The 18,798-nt window shown below is 72.5% G+C and carries 20 protein-coding genes and 4 tRNA genes; 5 read left to right on the forward strand and 19 right to left on the reverse strand.

The window, feature by feature from the left end:
• Nucleotides 1–57: 57 nt before the first annotated feature.
• From rplK to C7M71_RS12125, 5 genes are all read right to left on the reverse strand, one after another.
• Nucleotides 58–492 carry a 50S ribosomal protein L11 gene (gene rplK, locus C7M71_RS12105; protein ID WP_111489989.1) on the reverse strand — a complete coding sequence of 145 codons (435 nt, stop codon included), beginning with the start codon at nucleotides 490–492 and terminating at the stop codon, nucleotides 58–60.
• Between the two features lie 144 nt (nucleotides 493–636).
• The gene (locus C7M71_RS12110) at nucleotides 637–861 is read right to left on the reverse strand and encodes a hypothetical protein (protein WP_111489988.1); all 225 of its coding nucleotides are present in this window, start codon (nucleotides 859–861) and stop codon (nucleotides 637–639) included.
• Between the two features lie 116 nt (nucleotides 862–977).
• A complete protein-coding gene (nusG, locus tag C7M71_RS12115; protein WP_111489987.1) occupies nucleotides 978–1,856 on the reverse strand; it encodes a transcription termination/antitermination protein NusG in 879 nt (292 codons plus the stop codon).
• A 177-nt stretch (nucleotides 1,857–2,033) separates the two neighbouring features.
• Nucleotides 2,034–2,336 carry a preprotein translocase subunit SecE gene (secE, locus tag C7M71_RS12120; RefSeq protein ID WP_111489986.1) on the reverse strand — a complete coding sequence of 101 codons (303 nt, stop codon included), beginning with the start codon at nucleotides 2,334–2,336 and terminating at the stop codon, nucleotides 2,034–2,036.
• 100 nt (nucleotides 2,337–2,436) lie between these two features.
• Nucleotides 2,437–2,509, reverse strand: a tRNA-Trp gene (locus tag C7M71_RS12125).
• Between the two features lie 255 nt (nucleotides 2,510–2,764).
• On the opposite strand from C7M71_RS12125, the gene C7M71_RS12130 reads away from it, so the two are divergent.
• Entirely contained in the window at nucleotides 2,765–4,024 is a 1,260-nt protein-coding gene (locus tag C7M71_RS12130; protein WP_111489985.1) for a pyridoxal phosphate-dependent aminotransferase, read from the forward strand.
• 138 nt (nucleotides 4,025–4,162) lie between these two features.
• Nucleotides 4,163–5,200, forward strand: coding sequence for an adenosine deaminase (locus C7M71_RS12135; RefSeq protein ID WP_111489984.1), 1,038 nt, complete (start codon nucleotides 4,163–4,165; stop codon nucleotides 5,198–5,200).
• 73 nt (nucleotides 5,201–5,273) lie between these two features.
• Here C7M71_RS12135 and C7M71_RS12140 read toward each other — a convergent pair whose 3' ends face one another.
• The 8 genes from C7M71_RS12140 to C7M71_RS12175 all read right to left on the reverse strand — a co-directional run bounded on the left by C7M71_RS12140 (nucleotide 5,274) and on the right by C7M71_RS12175 (nucleotide 10,017).
• Entirely contained in the window at nucleotides 5,274–6,329 is a 1,056-nt protein-coding gene (locus C7M71_RS12140) for a UDP-N-acetylmuramate dehydrogenase (RefSeq protein ID WP_111489983.1), read from the reverse strand.
• A gap of 97 nt (nucleotides 6,330–6,426) precedes the next feature.
• Complete coding sequence (locus tag C7M71_RS12145) at nucleotides 6,427–7,842, reverse strand: DHA2 family efflux MFS transporter permease subunit (protein ID WP_111489982.1); 1,416 nt, start codon at nucleotides 7,840–7,842, stop codon at nucleotides 6,427–6,429.
• A 107-nt stretch (nucleotides 7,843–7,949) separates the two neighbouring features.
• On the reverse strand, nucleotides 7,950–8,507 hold the full coding sequence (locus tag C7M71_RS12150; protein WP_229758678.1) for a TetR/AcrR family transcriptional regulator: 558 nt from the start codon (nucleotides 8,505–8,507) through the stop codon (nucleotides 7,950–7,952).
• Nucleotides 8,508–8,611: 104 nt separating this feature from the next.
• On the reverse strand, nucleotides 8,612–9,040 hold the full coding sequence (locus C7M71_RS12155) for a MaoC family dehydratase (RefSeq protein WP_111489980.1): 429 nt from the start codon (nucleotides 9,038–9,040) through the stop codon (nucleotides 8,612–8,614).
• 8 nt (nucleotides 9,041–9,048) lie between these two features.
• Nucleotides 9,049–9,501 carry a MaoC family dehydratase N-terminal domain-containing protein gene (locus tag C7M71_RS12160; protein WP_111489979.1) on the reverse strand — a complete coding sequence of 151 codons (453 nt, stop codon included), beginning with the start codon at nucleotides 9,499–9,501 and terminating at the stop codon, nucleotides 9,049–9,051.
• Nucleotides 9,502–9,595: 94 nt separating this feature from the next.
• Nucleotides 9,596–9,760: a 50S ribosomal protein L33 gene (gene rpmG, locus C7M71_RS12165; RefSeq protein WP_004571794.1), complete on the reverse strand. Its 165-nt coding sequence runs from the start codon at nucleotides 9,758–9,760 to the stop codon at nucleotides 9,596–9,598.
• A gap of 82 nt (nucleotides 9,761–9,842) precedes the next feature.
• Nucleotides 9,843–9,915 (reverse strand) — tRNA-Met (locus C7M71_RS12170).
• A gap of 29 nt (nucleotides 9,916–9,944) precedes the next feature.
• Nucleotides 9,945–10,017 (reverse strand) — tRNA-Thr (locus C7M71_RS12175).
• Nucleotides 10,018–10,215: 198 nt separating this feature from the next.
• Between C7M71_RS12175 and C7M71_RS12180 the strand changes: the two genes are divergently transcribed.
• A complete protein-coding gene (locus C7M71_RS12180; protein WP_114914335.1) occupies nucleotides 10,216–11,472 on the forward strand; it encodes an amidohydrolase family protein in 1,257 nt (418 codons plus the stop codon).
• A gap of 147 nt (nucleotides 11,473–11,619) precedes the next feature.
• Nucleotides 11,620–12,282 (forward strand): SDR family oxidoreductase, encoded by a 663-nt coding sequence (locus C7M71_RS12185; RefSeq protein WP_111491633.1) that lies wholly within the window; start codon nucleotides 11,620–11,622, stop codon nucleotides 12,280–12,282.
• A gap of 22 nt (nucleotides 12,283–12,304) precedes the next feature.
• Here C7M71_RS12185 and C7M71_RS12190 read toward each other — a convergent pair whose 3' ends face one another.
• From C7M71_RS12190 to C7M71_RS12210, 5 genes are all read right to left on the reverse strand, one after another.
• Nucleotides 12,305–12,916 carry a GNAT family N-acetyltransferase gene (locus C7M71_RS12190; RefSeq protein WP_162824223.1) on the reverse strand — a complete coding sequence of 204 codons (612 nt, stop codon included), beginning with the start codon at nucleotides 12,914–12,916 and terminating at the stop codon, nucleotides 12,305–12,307.
• 239 nt (nucleotides 12,917–13,155) lie between these two features.
• Nucleotides 13,156–15,144: an APC family permease gene (locus C7M71_RS12195; protein WP_194104088.1), complete on the reverse strand. Its 1,989-nt coding sequence runs from the start codon at nucleotides 15,142–15,144 to the stop codon at nucleotides 13,156–13,158.
• Nucleotides 15,145–15,405: 261 nt separating this feature from the next.
• Complete coding sequence (locus tag C7M71_RS32585; protein WP_111491639.1) at nucleotides 15,406–15,879, reverse strand: STAS domain-containing protein; 474 nt, start codon at nucleotides 15,877–15,879, stop codon at nucleotides 15,406–15,408.
• A gap of 78 nt (nucleotides 15,880–15,957) precedes the next feature.
• The gene (locus C7M71_RS12205; RefSeq protein ID WP_111491641.1) at nucleotides 15,958–16,677 is read right to left on the reverse strand and encodes a histone deacetylase; all 720 of its coding nucleotides are present in this window, start codon (nucleotides 16,675–16,677) and stop codon (nucleotides 15,958–15,960) included.
• 103 nt (nucleotides 16,678–16,780) lie between these two features.
• A tRNA-Tyr gene (locus tag C7M71_RS12210) sits at nucleotides 16,781–16,862 on the reverse strand.
• A gap of 189 nt (nucleotides 16,863–17,051) precedes the next feature.
• On the opposite strand from C7M71_RS12210, the gene C7M71_RS12215 reads away from it, so the two are divergent.
• Nucleotides 17,052–17,540: a YajQ family cyclic di-GMP-binding protein gene (locus C7M71_RS12215; protein ID WP_111491643.1), complete on the forward strand. Its 489-nt coding sequence runs from the start codon at nucleotides 17,052–17,054 to the stop codon at nucleotides 17,538–17,540.
• Nucleotides 17,541–17,662: 122 nt separating this feature from the next.
• On the opposite strand, the gene C7M71_RS12220 is transcribed toward C7M71_RS12215, so the two are convergent.
• Nucleotides 17,663–18,679: a tetratricopeptide repeat protein gene (locus C7M71_RS12220; protein ID WP_111491645.1), complete on the reverse strand. Its 1,017-nt coding sequence runs from the start codon at nucleotides 18,677–18,679 to the stop codon at nucleotides 17,663–17,665.
• Between the last annotated feature and the right edge of the window lie 119 nt (nucleotides 18,680–18,798).

Raw genomic sequence — 18,798 nt, forward strand, 5'->3', positions numbered from 1 at the left:
CGTGGTGGCTGCGGGCCAGCGCGGGCCCTACCACAGGGAACGAACCTCGGGGGAGGTTCAGCCCTCGACGGTGACGCCCATCGACCGGGCGGTGCCGGCGATGATCTTCTCGGCCTGGTCCAGGTCGTTGGCGTTCAGGTCGGGCATCTTGGTGGTGGCGATCTCACGGACCTGGTCGCGGGTGATCTTGGCGACCTTGGTCTTGTGCGGCTCGCCGGAGCCCTTGTCCACGCCCGCGGCCTTCAGGATCAGCTTGGCGGCCGGCGGAGTCTTGGTGACGAACGTGAAGGTACGGTCCTCGTAGACCGTGATCTCCACCGGCACCACCATGCCGCGCTGCGACTCGGTGGCGGCGTTGTACGCCTTGCAGAACTCCATGATGTTGACGCCGTGCTGGCCCAGCGCGGGGCCGACCGGCGGCGCCGGGTTGGCGGCGCCGGCGTTGATCTGGAGCTTGATGAGCCCCGTGACCTTCTTCTTCTTGGGAGGCATGTCTCTCCGGGTCCTTCTGAGAGGTGTTTCCCGACACGCCGCGCCGGATGCTGCCAGGCGTCAGGAGCGGCCGTCAGGGCCTTGGGTGGCAGTGTGTGCGGGGTACGGGACACTGCCCGGGTCACGCACACACATCGCACCAGACTAACGTGAACCGGCGCCTGGCCCAAAACGCCGGTGGCGGAGCAGGTCGCGGTAGAGGGCGTACAGCGCCCACAGCACCAGCAGGGCACCCACCACCGGCCACAGCAGCGAGGCGCCGTTCCGGTGGTTCGCCATGCCGCTGACCAGGAGCGCAATGGCGAGCAGCAAGGACATCACCGGCCTCGCCCTGTCGAGCGGCCCACCATCCCTGAACGGATTCTGCATGTGCCTGTCCCCTCCCCGACGGAAAGGGAAAGCGTAGCGCTCCCCCCGAAGGCATGAAGGAGCCCCCGGCCGACGGGAAACCGTCGGCCGGGGGCTCCTTCGGGGCCTTGGTACGGCTAGTTCTTCTGGATCTGGTCGAAGGAGAGCTCGACCGGGGTCTCCCGACCGAAGATCTCGACCAGGCCCTTGACCTTCTTGGAGTCGGGGTTGATCTCGTTGATGGTCGCCTGGAGGGTGGCGAAGGGGCCGTCGGTGACGGTGACCGAGTCGCCCACCTCGAAGTCCAGCACCTGGACCTCGACCGGGCGGGACGGGGAGGGCTTGCCGGCCTCCTTGGCCGCAGCGCGCTCCACGTCGGGGGCGAGCATCTTGACGACCTCGTCCAGGGTCAGCGGGTACGGGTCGTAGGCGTTGCCCACGAAGCCGGTGACACCGGGAGTGTTGCGGACCACGCCCCAGGACTCGTTGGTGAGGTCCATCCGCACCAGGACATAGCCGGGGAGCTTGTTCTGGCGGATGGTCTTGCGGTCGCCGTTCTTGATCTGGACGACCTCTTCCTGGGGCACCTCGGCCTGGTAGATGTACTCCTCGACGTTCAGCGAGACGGCGCGCTGCTCCAGGTTGGCCTTCACGCGGTTCTCATAGCCCGCGTAGGTGTGGATGACGTACCACTCGCCGGGAGCGAGCCGCAGCTCCTCGCGGAACTTGGCGACGGGGTCCACGTCCTCGGCTTCTTCAGCCTCCTCGGCGCCGCCCTCGAAGGCCTCCTGGGCCTCGGACTCGGCGTCGTCGGTGACGTGCAGCGCGGCCTCCTCGGCCGGGGCGCCCGCCTCGGCCTCGGCAGCCTCGACCTCGTCCACGTCCGCATCGGCCGCGTCGACGATCTGCTCCGCGGTGTCGCCCTCGGCCTCGGCCGAGGAGGCCGCGTCGCGCTCCACGGCGTCGTCCGCCGCGCGGACGGTCTCGTCGGCGTCGTACAGGGGGGACTCAGACACGGTGGCTGCTTCTTCCTGGAGATGAGAGATGGAACGGTTCCGCGCCGTTTCCTTCTCCTGTCCAGTCCTCGAATCAGATCGATGCGAACAGCGTCCGTGTACGGCTCGGACCTCAACAGTACCGAGTCAACGGTAGCGGGATTGTCCGATCGGTGCCGATGACGCGGTCGCGGCGACTCAGCCGAAGACCAAGAAGCTGAGCTTGGCGAAGCTCCAGTCGAGGCCCGAAACGATCGCCATGATGACCACCACGAAGACGATCACCACGGTGGTGTAGGTCACCAGGTCGTTGCGGGTAGGCCAGACGACCTTGCGCAGCTCCGCGATGATCTGGCGGTAGAAGAGGGCGAGGCGGGCGAAGACGCCCTTCCTGTCCTTCTTCGCGGCGCGCTTGCGGTCGCGGCGAGAGGGCAGCTCGCTCGGCTCTTCCTCGGGACGGCCACGCTCAGGCGTCGCGGTGGAGCCCGTGGTCTCCGTCACTCGTCCTCACCTGAAATCCGGTCGCAGTGCTGTCGGAGCCCTCTCCGCATCAAGCCCGCACGCTCGGGTGGAGCGCGCGGGCTCGGCGCGGATCAAGCAGCAGGGCCAGAGGGACTCGAACCCCCAACCGCTGGTTTTGGAGACCAGTGCTCTACCAATTGAGCTATAGCCCTTCGGAACCTTGCGGCGCCGAGATGACCACCAACCTACCGCATCCGAGCCGCTGCGTGGGGTACGCGAGCCATCTGCGGTGACGGGTTGCCATCGAGCGACGAGTGTACGGGCTCTGGGCCGCCACGTCGAACTTTTTGCCGATCAACCGCCGCCCGGACCAGCGGCGCTGCCCCTCGCGAGCCGCCTTCACCCGCGCGTGCACGCATGCTGAAACCGCCGTGCCGGGGCGGGGGCGATTCTGCGACCATGCAGACATGAGCGCTGCTTCCCCCCACCCTGCTCCCCAGTCCGACCCCGCCGCGCGGCCCGCCGACCGCCGGGTCTCGGCCCGCATCGGTGCCATCGCGGAGTCCGCGACCCTGGCGGTGGACGCCAAGGCCAAGGCCCTCAAGGCGGCCGGCCGCCCGGTGATCGGCTTCGGGGCCGGCGAGCCGGACTTCCCGACCCCGGACTACATCGTCGAGGCCGCGGTGCTGGCCTGCCGCGACCCCAGGTTCCACCGCTACACCCCGGCCGGCGGCCTGCCCGAGCTCAAGAAGGCCATCGCGGAGAAGACCCTCCGCGACTCGGGGTGGCAGGTGGACCCGGCGCAGGTGCTGGTCACCAATGGCGGCAAGCAGGCCATCTACGAGGCGTTCGCCGCGATCCTGGACCCGGGCGACGAGGTCATCGTCCCCGCGCCGTACTGGACCACCTACCCGGAGTCCATCCGGCTGGCCGGCGGCGTCCCGGTGGATGTCGTCGCCGACGAGACCACCGGCTACAAGGTCTCCGTGGAGCAGCTGGAGGCGGCCCGCACCGAGCACACCAAGGTGCTGCTCTTCGTCTCCCCGTCCAACCCCACCGGCGCCGTCTACTCCCGCGCCGAGGCGGAGGCGATCGGCCGCTGGGCCGTGGAGCACGGCCTCTGGGTGCTCACCGACGAGATCTACGAGCACCTGGTCTACGGCGAGGCCGAGTTCCACTCGCTGCCGGTGCTGGTGCCCGAGCTGGCCGACCGGTGCATCGTGGTCAACGGCGTCGCCAAGACGTACGCCATGACCGGCTGGCGGGTGGGGTGGCTGATCGGGCCCAAGGACGTCGTCAAGGCCGCGACCAACCTCCAGTCGCACGCCACCTCCAACGTCAGCAATGTCGCCCAGGCGGCGGCGCTGGCGGCGGTGAGCGGCGACCTGTCGGCGGTGGACGCGATGAAGACCGCCTTCGACCGCCGCCGCCGCACCATCGTGCGGATGCTCAACGAGATCGACGGCGTCACCTGCCCCGAGCCGGAGGGCGCCTTCTACGCCTACCCGTCGGTGAAGGCGCTGCTGGGCAAGGAGATCCGCGGCAAGCGGCCGCAGAGCTCCATCGAGCTGGCCGCGCTGATCCTGGACGAGGCCGAGGTCGCGGTGGTGCCCGGCGAGGCGTTCGGCACGCCCGGCTATCTGCGGCTGTCGTATGCGCTGGGCGACGACGACCTGGTGGAGGGCGTCTCCCGGGTGCAGAAGCTGCTGGGCGAGGCGCGCGACTGACACCGTGCTTCCGTTCGGGGCCCGTCGCCGTGGCGACGGGCCCCGACGCTTTGCCGTACGGGTTGTTGCGCTGGTGTTGTGCGGCTCGTTGCGCGGGATCGGTGTCCGCTGCGGGCGCGCACGCGGCAGAATCTCCCAATGGACCACCTGCACTCCTCCGCCTCCGCACGCGACGTACGGCTGCTCCCCAAGGCCCACCTCCATCTGCACTTCACCGGTTCCATGCGCCCCTCGACGCTGCGGGAACTGGCCGCCAAGCACGGAGTGCACCTCCCCGAAGCGCTGAGTTCCGGCGAGCCGCCGAGGCTGCGGGCGACCGATGAGCGCGGCTGGTTCCGCTTCCAGCGGCTGTACGACATGGCCCGGTCGGTGCTGCGCGACGAGGACGACATCCGGCGGCTGGTCCGGGAGACGGCGGAGGACGAGCGGGCGGAGGGCTCCCGCTGGCTGGAGATCCAGGTGGACCCCACGTCGTACGCTCCCCGGCTGGGCGGTCTGATCCCGGCGCTGGAGCTCATCCTGGACGCGGTGCGGGACGCCTCCGAGGCCACCGGGGTGGGGATCAGGGTGCTGGTCGCGGCCAACCGGATGCGCAGCCCCATGGACGCCCGAACGCTGGCCCGGCTGGCGGTCCGCTACGCCGACCAGGGCGTGATCGGGTTCGGCCTCTCCAACGACGAGCGGCGCGGACTGGCCCGCGACTTCGACCGGGCCTTCGACATCGCCCGGCGGGGCGGGCTGCTGGCCGCGCCGCACGGCGGGGAGCTGTCCGGGCCGGAGAGCGTCCGCGACTGCCTGGACGACCTCGGCGCTGGCCGCATCGGGCACGGGGTGCGGGCGGCGGAAGACGAGCGGCTGATGCGGCGGCTGGCCGACCGGCAGATCACCTGCGAGGTCTGCCCGGCGTCCAATGTGGCGCTCGGCGTCTATGAGAAGCCCGAGGACGTGCCGCTGCGCCGGCTCTTCGACGCGGGGGTGCCGATGGCGCTGGGCGCGGACGACCCGCTGCTCTTCGGGGCCCGGCTGGTCGCCCAGTACGACCTGGCCCGGGACGCCCATGGCTTCACCGACGCCGAGCTGGCCGAACTGGCCCGCCAGTCGGTCCGGTCCTCCCGCGCCCCGGACGACGTACGGGCCCGGCTGCTGGCCGAGATCGACGCCTGGCTGGTCTCCTGAAGGCGGGGGCCGGCGCCGGCAGGCCCCCGCCCTCACGGGCCAGCGCCAGCAGATCCTCGGTAGTGGCCCGGCCTCACAACTCCACGCCCACCATCACCGGCTCACACACCAGCTCCACCCCGAACACCCCCCACACCCCGTCCCGCACCTCACGGGCCAGCGCCAGCAGATCCTCGGTGGTGGCCCGGCCCCGGTTGGTCAGGGCCAGGGTGTGCTTGGTGGAGATGCGGGCCGGGCCGGAGCCCCAGCCCTTGGTGAAGCCGGCCCGGTCGATGAGCCAGGCCGCCGACGTCTTCGTCAGCCCGTCGCCGGCCGGGTAGGCGGGCGGGGCGGTGTCGGGGCCGAGCCGGTCGCGGGCCCGGTCGAGGAAGGCGGCGTACGCGGCCCCGTCCAGGATCGGGTTGGTGAAGAAGGACCCCGCCGACCAGGTGTCATGGTCGTCCGGGTCGAGCACCATGCCCTTCCCGGCCCGCAGCGCCAGCACGGTCTCGCGGGCGGTGCCGAGCGGCACCCGCGCGCCCTGCTCCACGCCGAGCGTGCGGGCGACCTCCGCGTACTTCACCGGCGCGGAGAGCCCACCCGCGTCCTCCAGGCCGAACCGCACCCGGAGCACCACATACCGGCCGGGGTCGGCCTTGAAGCGGCTGTTCCGGTAGGAGAAGCCGCACTCGGCGCCCGGGAGGGTGACGGTCTGCTCGGCCCGCCGGTCATAGGCGACGACCTCGGTGACGGTGGCGGAGACCTCCTGGCCGTATGCGCCGACGTTCTGGACCGGGGTGGCACCGGCTGAGCCGGGGATACCGGCCAGGAACTCGATCCCGGCCAGGCCCAGCTCGACGGTGCGGGCGACGGCGTCGGTCCAGACCTCGCCGGCCGCCAGCTCCAGCACGGTGCCGTCGACGGTGAAGCCGGTGGTGGCGATGCGCAGTGCGGTGCCGTCGAACCCCTTGTCGCCGATGACCAGGTTGGAGCCGCCGCCCAGCAGCAGCAGCGGTTCCCCGGCGCGGTCGGCGGCCCGTACGGTCTCGACGACCTCGGCGTCGGTGGTGGCGGTGACCAGCCGACGGGCCGGGCCGCCGAGGCGGAAGGTGGTCAGCGGGGCGAGCGGGGCGTCCTGGAGTACCTGCACGGGAACAGCGTACGGGCACGCCGCCGCCCCGCTCAGGACGGAGCGGGGCGGCGGCAGGGTGGACGGCAGAGTGGTCGGCAGAGTGGTCGGCGGGGGCTCAGGCGACCGGTTCCAGGACGGGCTCCCGGCCCGCCTCGGCCGGGGCGGCGGGCCGCCTGCGCGGCACCAGCAGCGCGGCGACGGCGGCCAGGGCGATGGCGCCGGCACCGGTCCACAGGGCGGGGACCAGGCCGTCGGTGAAGGACTGGGCGGAGGTGTAGCCGCCACGGGCGGCGAAGACGGAGGAGAGCACGGCCACACCGAGGGCCCCGCCGAGTTCGCGCAGGGCGTTGTTGGCGCCGGAGGCGATGCCCTGCTCCTCGGGGCGGACGCTGGTCATCACCAGGTTGGCGGTGGGGGCGAAGAAGAGCGCCATGCCGACCCCGCAGACGATCAGCGCGGGCACCTGCGCGGCGTAGGAGACGCCGGGCGCGACCACCAGGGCGAACATGGCCAGGCCCAGGGCCTGGAGGGCGAGTCCGGTGGCGACCACGGGCCGACCGCCGATGCGGTCGCTGAGGATGCCGGCGATGGGCGCGACCAGCATCGGCATGGCGGTCCAGGGCAGCATCCGGATTCCGGCCTGCATCGGGGTGTAGCCGCCGACGCCCTGGAGGAACTGGCTGAGCAGGAAGATCGAGCCGAACATGCCGAGGAACATCAGCAGGCTGGCGGCGTTGACGGCGCTGAAGGCGCGGCTGCGGAAGAGCCGCATGGGGAGCATGGGGACAGCGCTGCGCAGTTCCCAGCCGACGAAGGCGGCCAGCAGCGCGCCGCCGGCGATCAGGCCGGAGAGGACGGGGGCGCTGGTCCAGCCGTCGGAGTTGCCCCGGACCAGGGCGTAGACGATGCCGAAGAGACCGGCGCTGGCCAGCAGGGTGCCGGGGATGTCCAGTCGGCCGGCCGGGCCGTGGCTCTCGGCGAGGCGGAGCCGGGCGAGCGGCAGCAGGACGAGGCCGACCGGGACGTTCAGCCAGAAGATCCACTGCCAGGAGATGTGCTCGACCACGGTGCCGCCGATCAGCGGGCCGGTGGCGACGGCCAGACCGTTGACGGCGCCCCAGATGCCGTACGCCAGGCCACGGCGCTCGGCGGGGACGGCGGCGGTGAGCAGGGTGAGGGTGAGCGGCATCAGGAGCGCCGCGCCGACGCCCTGGAGGGCGCGGGCGGCGATGAGTTCGCCCATGCCGGGGGCGAGGGCGGCGGCTGCGGATCCGGCGGTGAAGACGGCCACGCCGATGAGGAGCATACGGCGGCGGCCGAAGCGGTCGCCGAGGGCGGCGCCGGTCATCAGCAGCACCGCGAAGGTCAGGGTGTAGGCGCTGACGGTCCACTCCAGCTCCTCCAGGCCGCCGCCGAGGTCCTTGCGGATGGCGGGGAGGGCGGTGGTGACGACGAGGTTGTCGAGGGCGGCCATGAAGCCGGCGACGCTGGTGATGACCAGCGCCCAGATCGCGGTGCGCGTGGTGCGCATGGGTGGTTTCCCCCTGGATTAGTTATTGATCAATAACTTCTGCGGACAGACGGAGGCCCGCCGGGCCCCTGTCGGCTGGATCGGACGGAACGGATGGAACGGATGGATCAGAGACAGTCGGGATCGAGCCCGGCCCAGACGCGGTGGTCGGCCGGGAACCCCATCGAGACCAGGACGTTGACCAGCATTCCGTGCGCCATGAAGTCGGTGGTCACCCTCGGATCGGCGCCCAGCCGAAGCTGGAGCCAGTCCCACAGCTCCGCCCAACCGGCCCGGACGGCATCGCCGACCTCAGACTCACCCGAGGCGTCGGCGGTGGCGACCGCGACATACATCTGCATCTGCATCAGCAGCACGTCGCGGTCGTCGATGAGCCTGCCGTACGCGGTGCCCATGGCCTCGGCGACCTGGTCGTCCGGGACGCCCTCGACGGCCTCCTCGAACGCGCGGCGGGTCCGCTCCAGGCAGCGGGTGGCCGCCGCCAGGAAGATCGCCTGCTTGTTGGGGAAGAGCCGGAAGAGGTACGGCTGGGAGACGCCGACCCGGCGCGCGATGGCCTCCGTGGAGGTACCGATGTAGCCACCGCGGGCGAACTCGGTCATCGCCGCGCGGATGACGCTCTCGCGCCGCTCCTCGGCCGACATCCGGGCACTGGTCTTCGCCATGGAAATAAGTTATTGAGCAATTACTAACTATGTCAAGCCCCTGCGGGGAGGGACCGCTTCCGGCCCCTCCCCCCGTTCGGCCCCTCCCCCGTCCGGCTGGGCCGTCAGGCCAGCTGGACCACGGCCCGGGACATCCCCAGCACCTTCTGCCCGGCGCTGGTGGCCACCAGGTCCACCCGCACCCGGCGGCCCTCCAGCTTGGCGGCGACCTTGCCGGCCACCTCGACCAGGGCGCCGGTGCCGTCGTCGGGCACCACCACCGGCTTGGTGAAGCGCACGCCGTACTCGACCAGCGCACCCGGGTCGCCCAGCCAGTCGGTGACCACCCGGGCCGCCTCGGCCATGGTGAACATGCCGTGGGCGATCACGTCCGGCAGACCGACCTCGCGGGCGAACCGCTCGTTCCAGTGGATCGGGTTGAAGTCACCGGAGGCGCCCGCGTACTGGACCAGGGTGGCCCGGGTCACCGGGAAGGACTGGGCCGGCAGCGCGGTACCGACCTCGACCTCGTCGTAGTTGATGCTTGTCGCCATCGCTCCCCTCACTCCCCCGCCGTGCCGCGCGCGACCAGCGTCATCAGCGCCGTCACCACATGCTCACCGGATGCCTCGTGGACCTCGCCGCGCACCGTCAGGATGTCGTTGCCGACCATCGACTTGATGGCGTCGATCGTCACGGTGACGGCCAGCCGGTCGCCGGCCCGCACCGGGCGGGTGTAGGTGAACTTCTGGTCGCCGTGCACCACCCGGGTGAAGTCCAGCCCCAGCTCGGGGTCCTCCACCACCTGGCCGGCGGCCCGGTAGGTGATCAGGAACGGGAAGGTCGGCGGCGCGACCACGTCGGGGTGGCCGAGCGCCTTGGCTGCCTCCGGGTCGCGGAAGGCGGGGTTGGCGTCACCGATGGCGTCGGCGAACTCGCGGATCTTCTCCCGGCCGACCTCGTACGGGGCGGTGGGCGGATAGGACCGCCCGATGAAGGAGGGGTCCAGCGGCATGGGCAGCTCCTTTGCGGTACGGGAAGGCGTCAAACAGCTCCAGGCCGTCCCCGCTGGGGGGACGGCCTGGAGCCGAAGAGCCTGACGACGAGCGTCAGCGGGTCTCGCGGTGCGCGGTGTGCGCGTTGCAGCGGGGGCAGTGCTTCTTCATCTCAAGACGGTCCGGGTCATTACGCCGGTTCTTCTTGGTGATGTAGTTCCGCTCCTTGCACTCCACGCAGGCCAGCGTGATCTTCGGGCGGACGTCAGTGGCAGCCACAGGAGTGCCTTCCTCGGACAGACGAATGAACGCAACAAGAGTAGCCGATCGGGAGTGCGTCCCCCCGACCGGCTACGCGGGGTAGCGGTGACCGGACTTGAACCGGTGACACAGCGATTATGAGCCGCTTGCTCTACCGACTGAGCTACACCGCTTGGATGACCAGGACGGGCCTGACCACCAGAGCCCCAATACGGAATCGAACCGTAGACCTTCTCCTTACCATGGAGACGCTCTGCCGACTGAGCTATTGGGGCGGGCCGAAGAAGAGATTACACGGTTCCGGGCCGAAGGTGAAATCCGTATCCCGCGTGGAAGATCGCAGGCCAGAGAGGTGCCGCGCGCCCCCTGCGGCCCGCGCCGGTACGACTAATCCCCGCCTCCCGCCCCTGGCGCCCATGGACGCCTAGGCTCCACCCATCGATCTGGCGGCGGACGGCGGGAAGGAGCCGCAGATGCCATCGGACGGCGCACCGCCCGTCCTGCTGCTGACCGGCGCCCGGCTGCTGGACGGCCGCGTGGTGGACGTCAGCATCAGCGGGGACCGCATCCAGGCGGTGGGCACCGCCGGCAGCCTCCGCTGCCCGCCGCCCGCCGCCGGTGACCAGCCCGGACTCCGTATCGACCTGGGCGGCTATCTGCTGCTGCCCGCCCCGGCCGAGCCGCACGCCCATCTGGACGCCGCCTTCTCCGCCGCGCTGCCCGGCCCGCCGCCGGAGGACGGCCGGGACCTGCTGCGCCGGGTCTCCGAGGCCGCGCTGACCGGCCTCGGCTACGGCGCCACCGCCCAGCGCACCCACGTCCGGATCGGCGATGTGCACGGCCTGGCGCGGCTGGAGACGGTGCTCCAGGCCCGCCGGGCGCTGCGCGGCCTGGTGGACCTCCAGGCGGTGGCGATGCCCCGGCTGCTGACCGGCGCGGCGGGCGCGGCGGCGCGGGAGCTGCTGCGGGAGGCGCTCAAGATGGGCGCGTACGCCGTGGGCGGCTGCCCCGACCTGGACCCCGACCCCGCCGGGTATGCGGAGGAGCTGGTCGGGATCGCCGGCGAGTTCGGCTGCCCGGTGGATCTGCACACCGACGGCGCCGACCCGGCGCGGCTGGCCCGGCTGACCGGCGTGCTGGGCACGGTGCGGCCCCGCGCCGCCATCGGGCCGTGCACCCGGCTCGGCCTGCTGCCGGACGAGACGGCGGCCCGCTGCGCGGACCGGCTGGCCGCCGCCGGGGTGGCGGTGGTCTGCCTGCCGCAGAGCGGCACCTGCACCGGCTCCGCCGAGCCGCCCGGCGCGGGCGGGGCGCAGCCGCCCGCGCTGCGGCCCTCGCCGGCGCGGCTGCTGCGCCGGGCCGGGGTGGCGGTGGCGGCGGGCAGCGGGGCGCTGCGCGACCTCAGCAACCCGGTCGGCCGGGCCGACCCGCTGGAGGCCGCCTTTCTGCTCTCGGCGACGGGCACGCTGGAGGCGGAGGCGGCGTACGAGGCGGTGAGCTCGGGCGCCCGGGCGGTGCTGGGGCTGCCCGAGGTGCGGGTGGAGGCGGGGTTCCCGGCGGAGCTGCTGGCGGTGCGCGGGGACAGCCTGGCGGGCGTCTTGGCGGGCGGCCAGAGCCGCCTGGTGGTGCACGCCGGGCGGGTGGCGAGCCGGACCAGCGCGGTCCGCGAGTTCGCCGACACCACCACCCTTCCGCTGCCCCGGCAGGCCCGCTCGGCGCCCCCGGAGTGACCCACGCGCCGCGCCCCTGAGCGGCCTGCGGCCCGCTCGGCCCGCGTCGGCCGCACCACCCGCATGGCCCGCACCACCCACACCGCCAGCGCCGCCCGGACGCTCTGCGCCGGGCGGGAATGGCCGACCGCCGCTTAGGCTCGGCCCATGCGTATCGTCATCGCCGGTGGACACGGCAAGATCGCCCTGCGGCTGGAACGGCTGCTCTCCGCGCGCGGCGACTCGGCGGCCGGGATCATCCGCAATCCGGCGCAGGCCGACGATCTGCGCGCGGTGGGCGCCGACCCGCTGGTGCTGGACCTGGAGAAGGCATCGGTCGAGGAGGTGGCCGCGCTGCTGGGCGGCGCGGACGCGGTGGTCTTCGCGGCCGGCGCCGGGCCGGGCAGCGGGGCGGCCCGCAAGAAGACGGTGGACCGGGACGCGGCGGTGCTGCTGGCGGACGGAGCCGAGCGGGCCGGGGTGCGGCGGTATCTGACGGTCTCCTCGATGGGCGCGGACGCGGCGGCGGCCGATGGCGCCGACCCGGTCTTCGGCGCCTATCTGCGGGCCAAGGGCGCCGCCGACGACGTGGTCCGGAGCCGGGCGGCGCTGGACTGGACGGTGCTGCGGCCGGGGCGGCTCACCGACGGCCCCGGTACCGGGCGGGTGCGGCTGGCCGGTTCCACCGGGCGCGGGGAGGTGCCGCGTGACGATGTCGCGGCGGTGCTGGCGGCGCTGCTGGACACGCCGGGTACGGCGGGGCTGACGCTGGAGCTGGTGGGCGGCGCGACCCCGGTGGCGGAGGCGGTGGCCTCGGTCGCCGGTCGGTGACCGGGCCGGGGCCGGTGGCGCATCACCCGGACGGGTGATCCTGGACGCTTCGCTGGTAGTGCACGACGAATTCACCCCATTGGTCGATATGGGCACGGCCGGTGCGGCGGAAGCCGGTGGCCCGGTAGAGGCGGTTGGCGCGGGTGTTGTCGGCGTGCGCCCACAGCTGCGCGTGCCGGTAGCCGAGGGCGGGGGCCCGGTCGAGCAGCGCCTCCAGCAGCAGACGTCCCACATGCTGCCCCCAGCGGTCGGGGTGCACCGAGACCAGCGCGATATGCAGCAGTCCGGGCACCGGAGGCCCGGCGCCGTCGTCCTCCCGACCGGGCTCGCCGAGGACGGAGCCGACCACGGGCGGCGGTACGGCGTGCCCAGGCCCAGGCCCAGCGGCGTGGGACCCAGCAGCGTGGGGCCCCCCGGCTTGGGAGCCGCCGGGCTCCGGGCCGTCCGGGGTCCCGAACTCCTCGGCGATCAGCAGGAGTCCGTCCGGCGCGGCCATCCGCTCATGGGCCAGGTCATGCCGCTCCTTGGGTAACGCCCGGCCTCCCCGGCGGGCCAGGTGGGAGGCGTACCAGATCTCGGCGGCGGCCGCGATGTCCTCGGGCCCCGCCTGCCGCACCACAACGGTCTCCCCCACCCCGGACTCCCCTCCGAGCGTGCGCTGCCCTCGCGTGCCGTGCTTTCTACCATGCCGCGCCGTCATCTGCGGCGGGAACGTTCGGCGAAGGGCCGGTCGGCCCTGCCGTACGCGGCGGGGCCCGGCCACCGTACCGGCCGGGGTCCCCGGACGCCCGTCGGCACGACCGCCGTTCAGCCCCGCTGCGGTACGCGGTTGACGCCCCGCCATCGGACCGGTGCGTACCCAGGCGGCCAAGCTCAGCGGTACCCGGCCGAGTGGTGCCGGGACTGGTCCGGCGAGGGCTCGCCGCGCCGCACCGCGCCCGGCGCGCGGGGCACCGGGTGGTCGGCCAGCGCGGAGGAGGTGAGCTGCCACGGCACGCTGGTCACCATCACGCCGGGGGTGAAGAGCAGCCGGCTCTTCAGCCAGAGCGCGGTCTGGTTGTGGAGCAGGTTCTCCCACCAGTGGCCGACCACATACTCGGGGATGAAGACCGCGACCACGTCGCGCGGGCTGCTGCGCCGGAGCGTGCGCACATACTCCACCACCGGCTTGGTGATCTCCCGGAAGGGCGAGTCCAGCACCTTGAGCGGCACCGGGATCTCGAACTGCCGCCACTGCTCCTCCAGCGTGGCGACCTCGTCGCGGTCCACGGCGACGGTGACCGCCTCCAGGCTGTCCGGCCGGAAGGCGCGGGCGTAGGCCAGGGCGCGCAGCGTCGGCTTGTGCAGCTTGGAGACCAGCACCACCGCCTGTACCCGGGAGGGCGGCTGATAGGTGTCGCGCGGTTCGATGACGGCCAGTTCGGCCGCGAAGGTGTCGTAGTGGCGGCGGATGCCGCGCATCGTGGTCCAGAGCACCACGGCGGCGAGCACCGCCAGCCAGGCGCCCTGGAGGAACTTGGTGAGCAGCACGATCACCAGCACCAGTCCGGTGACCACGGCACCGGCCCCGTTGACCACCCGGGCGACCTGGTGGCGGCGGCGCAGCGGGGGGTCGGTGACGGTGGCCAGTTCGCGGTTCCAGTGCCGCACCATGCCGGTTTGGGAGAGGGTGAAGGAGGTGAAGACGCCCAGGATGTAGAGGTGGATCAGGTTGGTGACGTTGGCTCGGAAGACCGCCAGCAGGACGCCCGCCACCACGGCCAGCGCCAGGATGCCGTTGGAGAAGGCCAGCCGGTCGCCGCGGGTGTGCAGTTGGCGGGGCAGATAGCGGTGCTGGGCGAGGATCGACGCCAGCAGCGGAAAGCCGTTGAAGGCGGTGTTCGCGGCGAGGATCAGCACCAGCGCGGTGGCCGTCTGGATGAGGTAGAAGGGGAAGGTGTCCGTGCCGCCGAAGACGGCGGCGGCGATCTGCGCGATCACGGTGCGCTGGGTGAAGTGCGCGCAGTTGCCGGGGAGGCCGGTGAGCTGGCAGGCGTCATTGGTGATGTGCACCTTGGCGACCAGCGCGAGGGTGGTGACGCCCGCGAACATGACCACTGCGATCAGGCCCATCGCCGCCAGGGTGGCCGCCGCGTTCTTCGGCTTGGGCCTGCGGAAGGCGGGCACTCCGTTGGAGATCGCCTCCACGCCGGTCAGCGCGGTACAGCCGCTGGAGAAGGCCCGCAGGCAGAGCATCAGCAGCGCCAGACCGGCCAGCGCCTGGCTGCCGGGTTCCGGTCGGATTCCGTACGCGGCGCTCTCGGCCACCGGGGCGGTACCCAGCAGATAGCGGACCAGCCCGGTGCCGACCATGATCAACATGCAGCCGATGAAGAGGTACGTCGGCGTGGCGAACGCCGCTCCGGCCTCGCGCACGCCCCGCAGGTTGATCGCGGCGAGCACGGCGACGAAGGCCACGGCCATCAGCACCCGGTGCTCGGCCAGCGCGGGGACCGCCGAGATGACGTTGTCCACCCCGGACGCCACCGACACCGCCACGGTCATCACATAGTCGACCAGCAGCGCCGCCGCCACCACCAGCCCGGCGGAGGCCCCCAGGTTGGTGGAGACCACCTCGTATGACCCGCCGCCGCTGGGGTAGGCCCGCACCACCTGGCGGTAGGAGAGCACCACCACCGCCATCAGGCAGACCACCGCCGCCCCGATCCACGGCGTGAAGTGCAGATAGGCGAGCCCGCCGACGGTCAGCACCAGCAGGATCTCCTGGGTGGCGTAGGCCACCGAGGAGAGCGGGTCGGAGGCGAAGATCGGCAGCGCCAGGCGTTTGGGAAGCAGCGTCTCGTGCAGCTCCTCGCTGCGCATGGCCCGGCCGATCACCAGGCGCTTGAGCGCTGCGGTCAGATTGAACACAGCGCGAGCGTATGCCGCCGGGGGCCGCCGCCCGGGGGCTTCACCCAGCCGCGCGCGGTGGGCCCCCGAGTCCCTGCCGATGGGCTGTTTCCGCAGGTGGGGACGGGTGCGGGGGTACGGCGCCATGCCGTGGGCGGCTCGGTTGCGGCAGCCTGGCGGCCTGGCGGCCTCTCCGGTGAATCACCCGGACAGGCCAGTGCGGGCTCACCACCGTCACCTCGGCCGCGTGCCGCCCGCGCTTCCTGCGCCCCGCGCTCCGCCGCTGCGCGGGGGGCTTCCCGCAGCGGGCCCGGCGCCGACCGGGGCGTCCGGTACGGGCGCCCGCTCCCGGGCCTCCTGCTGCGGCGGCGTGGCGGCCGACGGGTCCAGGGCGGGCAGCACCGCCACCACCTCGGCCACCCGGGTCAGCGTCAGCAGCCTCAGCAGCCGGGGTTCGGTGACCATGGCCGTCACCGTGCCGCCCCGCTCACGCGCCCGGCGGGCCGCCCGCACCAGCGGCCCCAGCCCCGCGCAGTCCGCGAAGGTCACCTCCCGCAGGTCGACCAGCAGATCGCACCCGGGATGGCTGTCGGCCGCCTCCGCCAGCAGCCGGTCGGCGCCCGGCGCGGTCAGCAGATCCAGCTCACCCCGCAGGACCACCACCGACCCGAAGCAGAGGGGGCGGGCGGAGGAAGGAGTGTGGTGCATGGTCGACTCCTCTCACGGGAGCGACCCCGGCCGAGTACCACCCGGGGTTCCGATCGTGTGCTCAACGGGACCGCCCCGTCAAGGCACCCGCCGCCCCGGGCCCTCCCGGGCCGCCCGGGGCCGCACCGGCGCCTCCAGGTCGGGCACGAGCGCGGCCACCTCCTCCGGACGCCAGCGGCCGGCCGCCCCCGGACGGCTGCTGAGGTAGCGGGCGACCCTCCCCACCTCCCAGCCGTGCGCCTCCACCAGCCCCGACGCCAGATACCGCAGATACGCGGCGGCCGGCCGCCGCCACTCCACCTCGGAGCTGCGCCACGGCGCCGTGAAGGTCAGCACCGGGTACCCGTCGAGCACCCCGCAGCAGACCAGCGTCTCGTACCGCCCGGGCCCCAGCTCCGCACGGCCGTCCGCCAGCACCCCGGCCAGCTCCAGATCCGCCCCCGGCTCCCGGTACATCTCCTGCGCCGCGATGTCCGAGAACTGCGCGGCGGTCACCAGGTAGGCCCGCGCCGGCATCTCCCCGGGATCGCCCGGGTCGTGGAACGCCATGCCGCCGGTCCACGCCCCGGACTCCATCGCGAAGTACAGCCGCCCCGGCAGCATCACCGGCACCATCCGCCCCGGCCGCCGCGTGTCCCGGCACCCTGGATACCGCCGCGCCCCATCCGGCGGCCTGCCCCCGGCCAGGTAGTACAGCAGCCGGTGGAGATGCATGTTCGATCCGTAGGCGGCGTACCACACATGGTGCGCGGTGGCCGCCCGCGCGCCACGGCGCTCGGGTCTGCGCGGGGTGGTCATGGTCCCCATCCATACCCACCCGAGACCGCCCACCCGGGAAGCCGGACGCAAAAGAGGCCCGCCACCTGCGTTTCCGCAGGTGGCGGGCCTCTTGGCGATGCTGTGGCGGGTGTAGGGTTCGAACCTACGTAGGCATAGCCGGCAGATTTACAGTCTGCTCCCTTTGGCCGCTCGGGCAACCCGCCGGGTCATCTCACCGGGCCGGGGCCCCGCTCGACGTCGTAAACAATACCCGATCCCCGGGGGTGGTCCGCCACCCGGTTGATCACAGTTGGATCATCCGGGAGGCAGGCTTGCGCGGCGACCGCCGCCGGGCCGGGTGGATAGGGTGGGCGGCAGCCAGTGCCGTACCAGCGTCAAGGAGAACCGACAGCATGGCCGACTCCAGTTTCGACATCGTTTCGAAGGTCGAGCGGCAGGAGGTCGACAACGCCCTCAACCAGGCTGCCCGCGAGATCGCCACCCGCTTCGACTTCAAGAACGTGGGCGCGTCCATCGCCTGGTCGGGCGAGAAGATCGAGATGAAGGCCAACTCCGAGGAGCGCGTCAAGGCGATCCTCGACGTCTTCGAGACCAAGCTGGTGAAGCGGAGCATCTCGCTGAAGGCGCTGGACGCCGGCGAGCCGCAGCTCTCCGGCAAGGAGTACCGGATCTCCGCCTCCATCAAGGAGGGCATCTCCCAGGAGGACGCCAAGAAGGTCTCGAAGATCATCCGGGACGAGGGCCCCAAGGGCGTCAAGGCGCAGATCCAGGGCGACGAACTCCGGGTCTCCTCCAAGAGCCGCGACGACCTCCAGGCCGTCCAGGCCCTGCTCAAGGGCAAGGACCTGGACTTCGCCCTCCAGTTTGTGAACTACCGCTAGGGCGATAGTCCGCCGCAGGGCACACGAGGGCACCGCGCCGAGAACCGACTCGATCGCGGCCCTCGTCGTGCCCGTCTCGCCCGCCTCGCCTGTCTCGTCATGGCCTGAGGCGAGTGCAGAGTTCAGGTGATCGTCGCGGCGCGCTGGTCGAGCTGCCGGGCCGCGGGGACGTCGCGCAGCCGGCCGAGGCGGGCCCGCATCTCCGCCACGGCCTCGGTGACCCTGACGGAGCGGACGCCCTCGGCGGTGTCGAGGAAGTCGCTCCAGGTGGCGAGCGCGGCGTCGGTGTCCTCACGGCGGAGGTGGACCTGGCCGAGGTCGGCCAGGACGATGGCGCGGGTGCGGCGGCGGTCCAGGCCGTGGATGTCGAGGGCGTGGCGGAGGTGGTCCCGGGCCGCGTCCAGATCGCCCAGCCGGACCAGGATCATCCCGGACTCATGGGCCCACCGTCCGGCGTCGTAGTGGGCGGCCCAGGACTCCCCCGGGGTCTTCGGGGCGTTCTCGATCGCGCTCTGGGAGGCCGAGAGCGCGATGGCGGCGGCACGGTGGTCGCCGTCCAGCGCGGCGGCGTTGGCACGTGTGGCCTGGTAGTACGCAACCGCCCGGGGGTCCTCGACACCGCGTGCGTAGTGGACGCACTCCTCCGCCAGGCGGACGGCGGCGGCGCGGTGGCCCAGTTCGATGGCCTGCACCGCCATGCCGCGCAGGGCAGTGGCGGCCAGTTCGGGGTCGTCGGCTTCGGCAGCCAGGCGGAAGGAGTGGGCGTAGTACTGCTGAGCCAGTCCCTGGTCGCCCTCGTCGCCCGCCATCCACCCGGCCAGGTGGACCAGCTGCGAGGTCGCCGCGAACAGCTCCCGCCCGGTCTCCTCCGAGTAGGTGCCGTGCAGCCAGGGGGCGACGTCCTGGGTCAGGTAGCGCACGGCCAGGTGACGGGCGTGGCCGCCGCCGATCTCGGAAGCGGCGTCGCCGAGCACCGAGGTCATCTGCCGGATCGCCATCACCTCCCCCCAGCCGACGTCGACCGGCCTTCCCGAGGCGACGGCGCGGGTTCGGCGGGTGACCGCGTCCAGGTCGGGGAGGGACAGGGCGGCGAGCGCATAGGCGCCGGTGGCGGCGGCGAGGAACTGTCGACGTTCCAAGTCCAACCCTCCCAAGCGGATGACTGAGGCGACGCTATCGCCGCACAGGCCCGGTACGGCACCGCAAGCAGGCCATGCCGTCGCCGCGTCATCCGGCCACTCCTGGCTCCGGTGGCGGC

The sequence above is a fragment of the Peterkaempfera bronchialis genome (assembly GCF_003258605.2).
GTDB classification, from domain to species: Bacteria; Actinomycetota; Actinomycetes; order Streptomycetales; family Streptomycetaceae; genus Peterkaempfera; species Peterkaempfera bronchialis.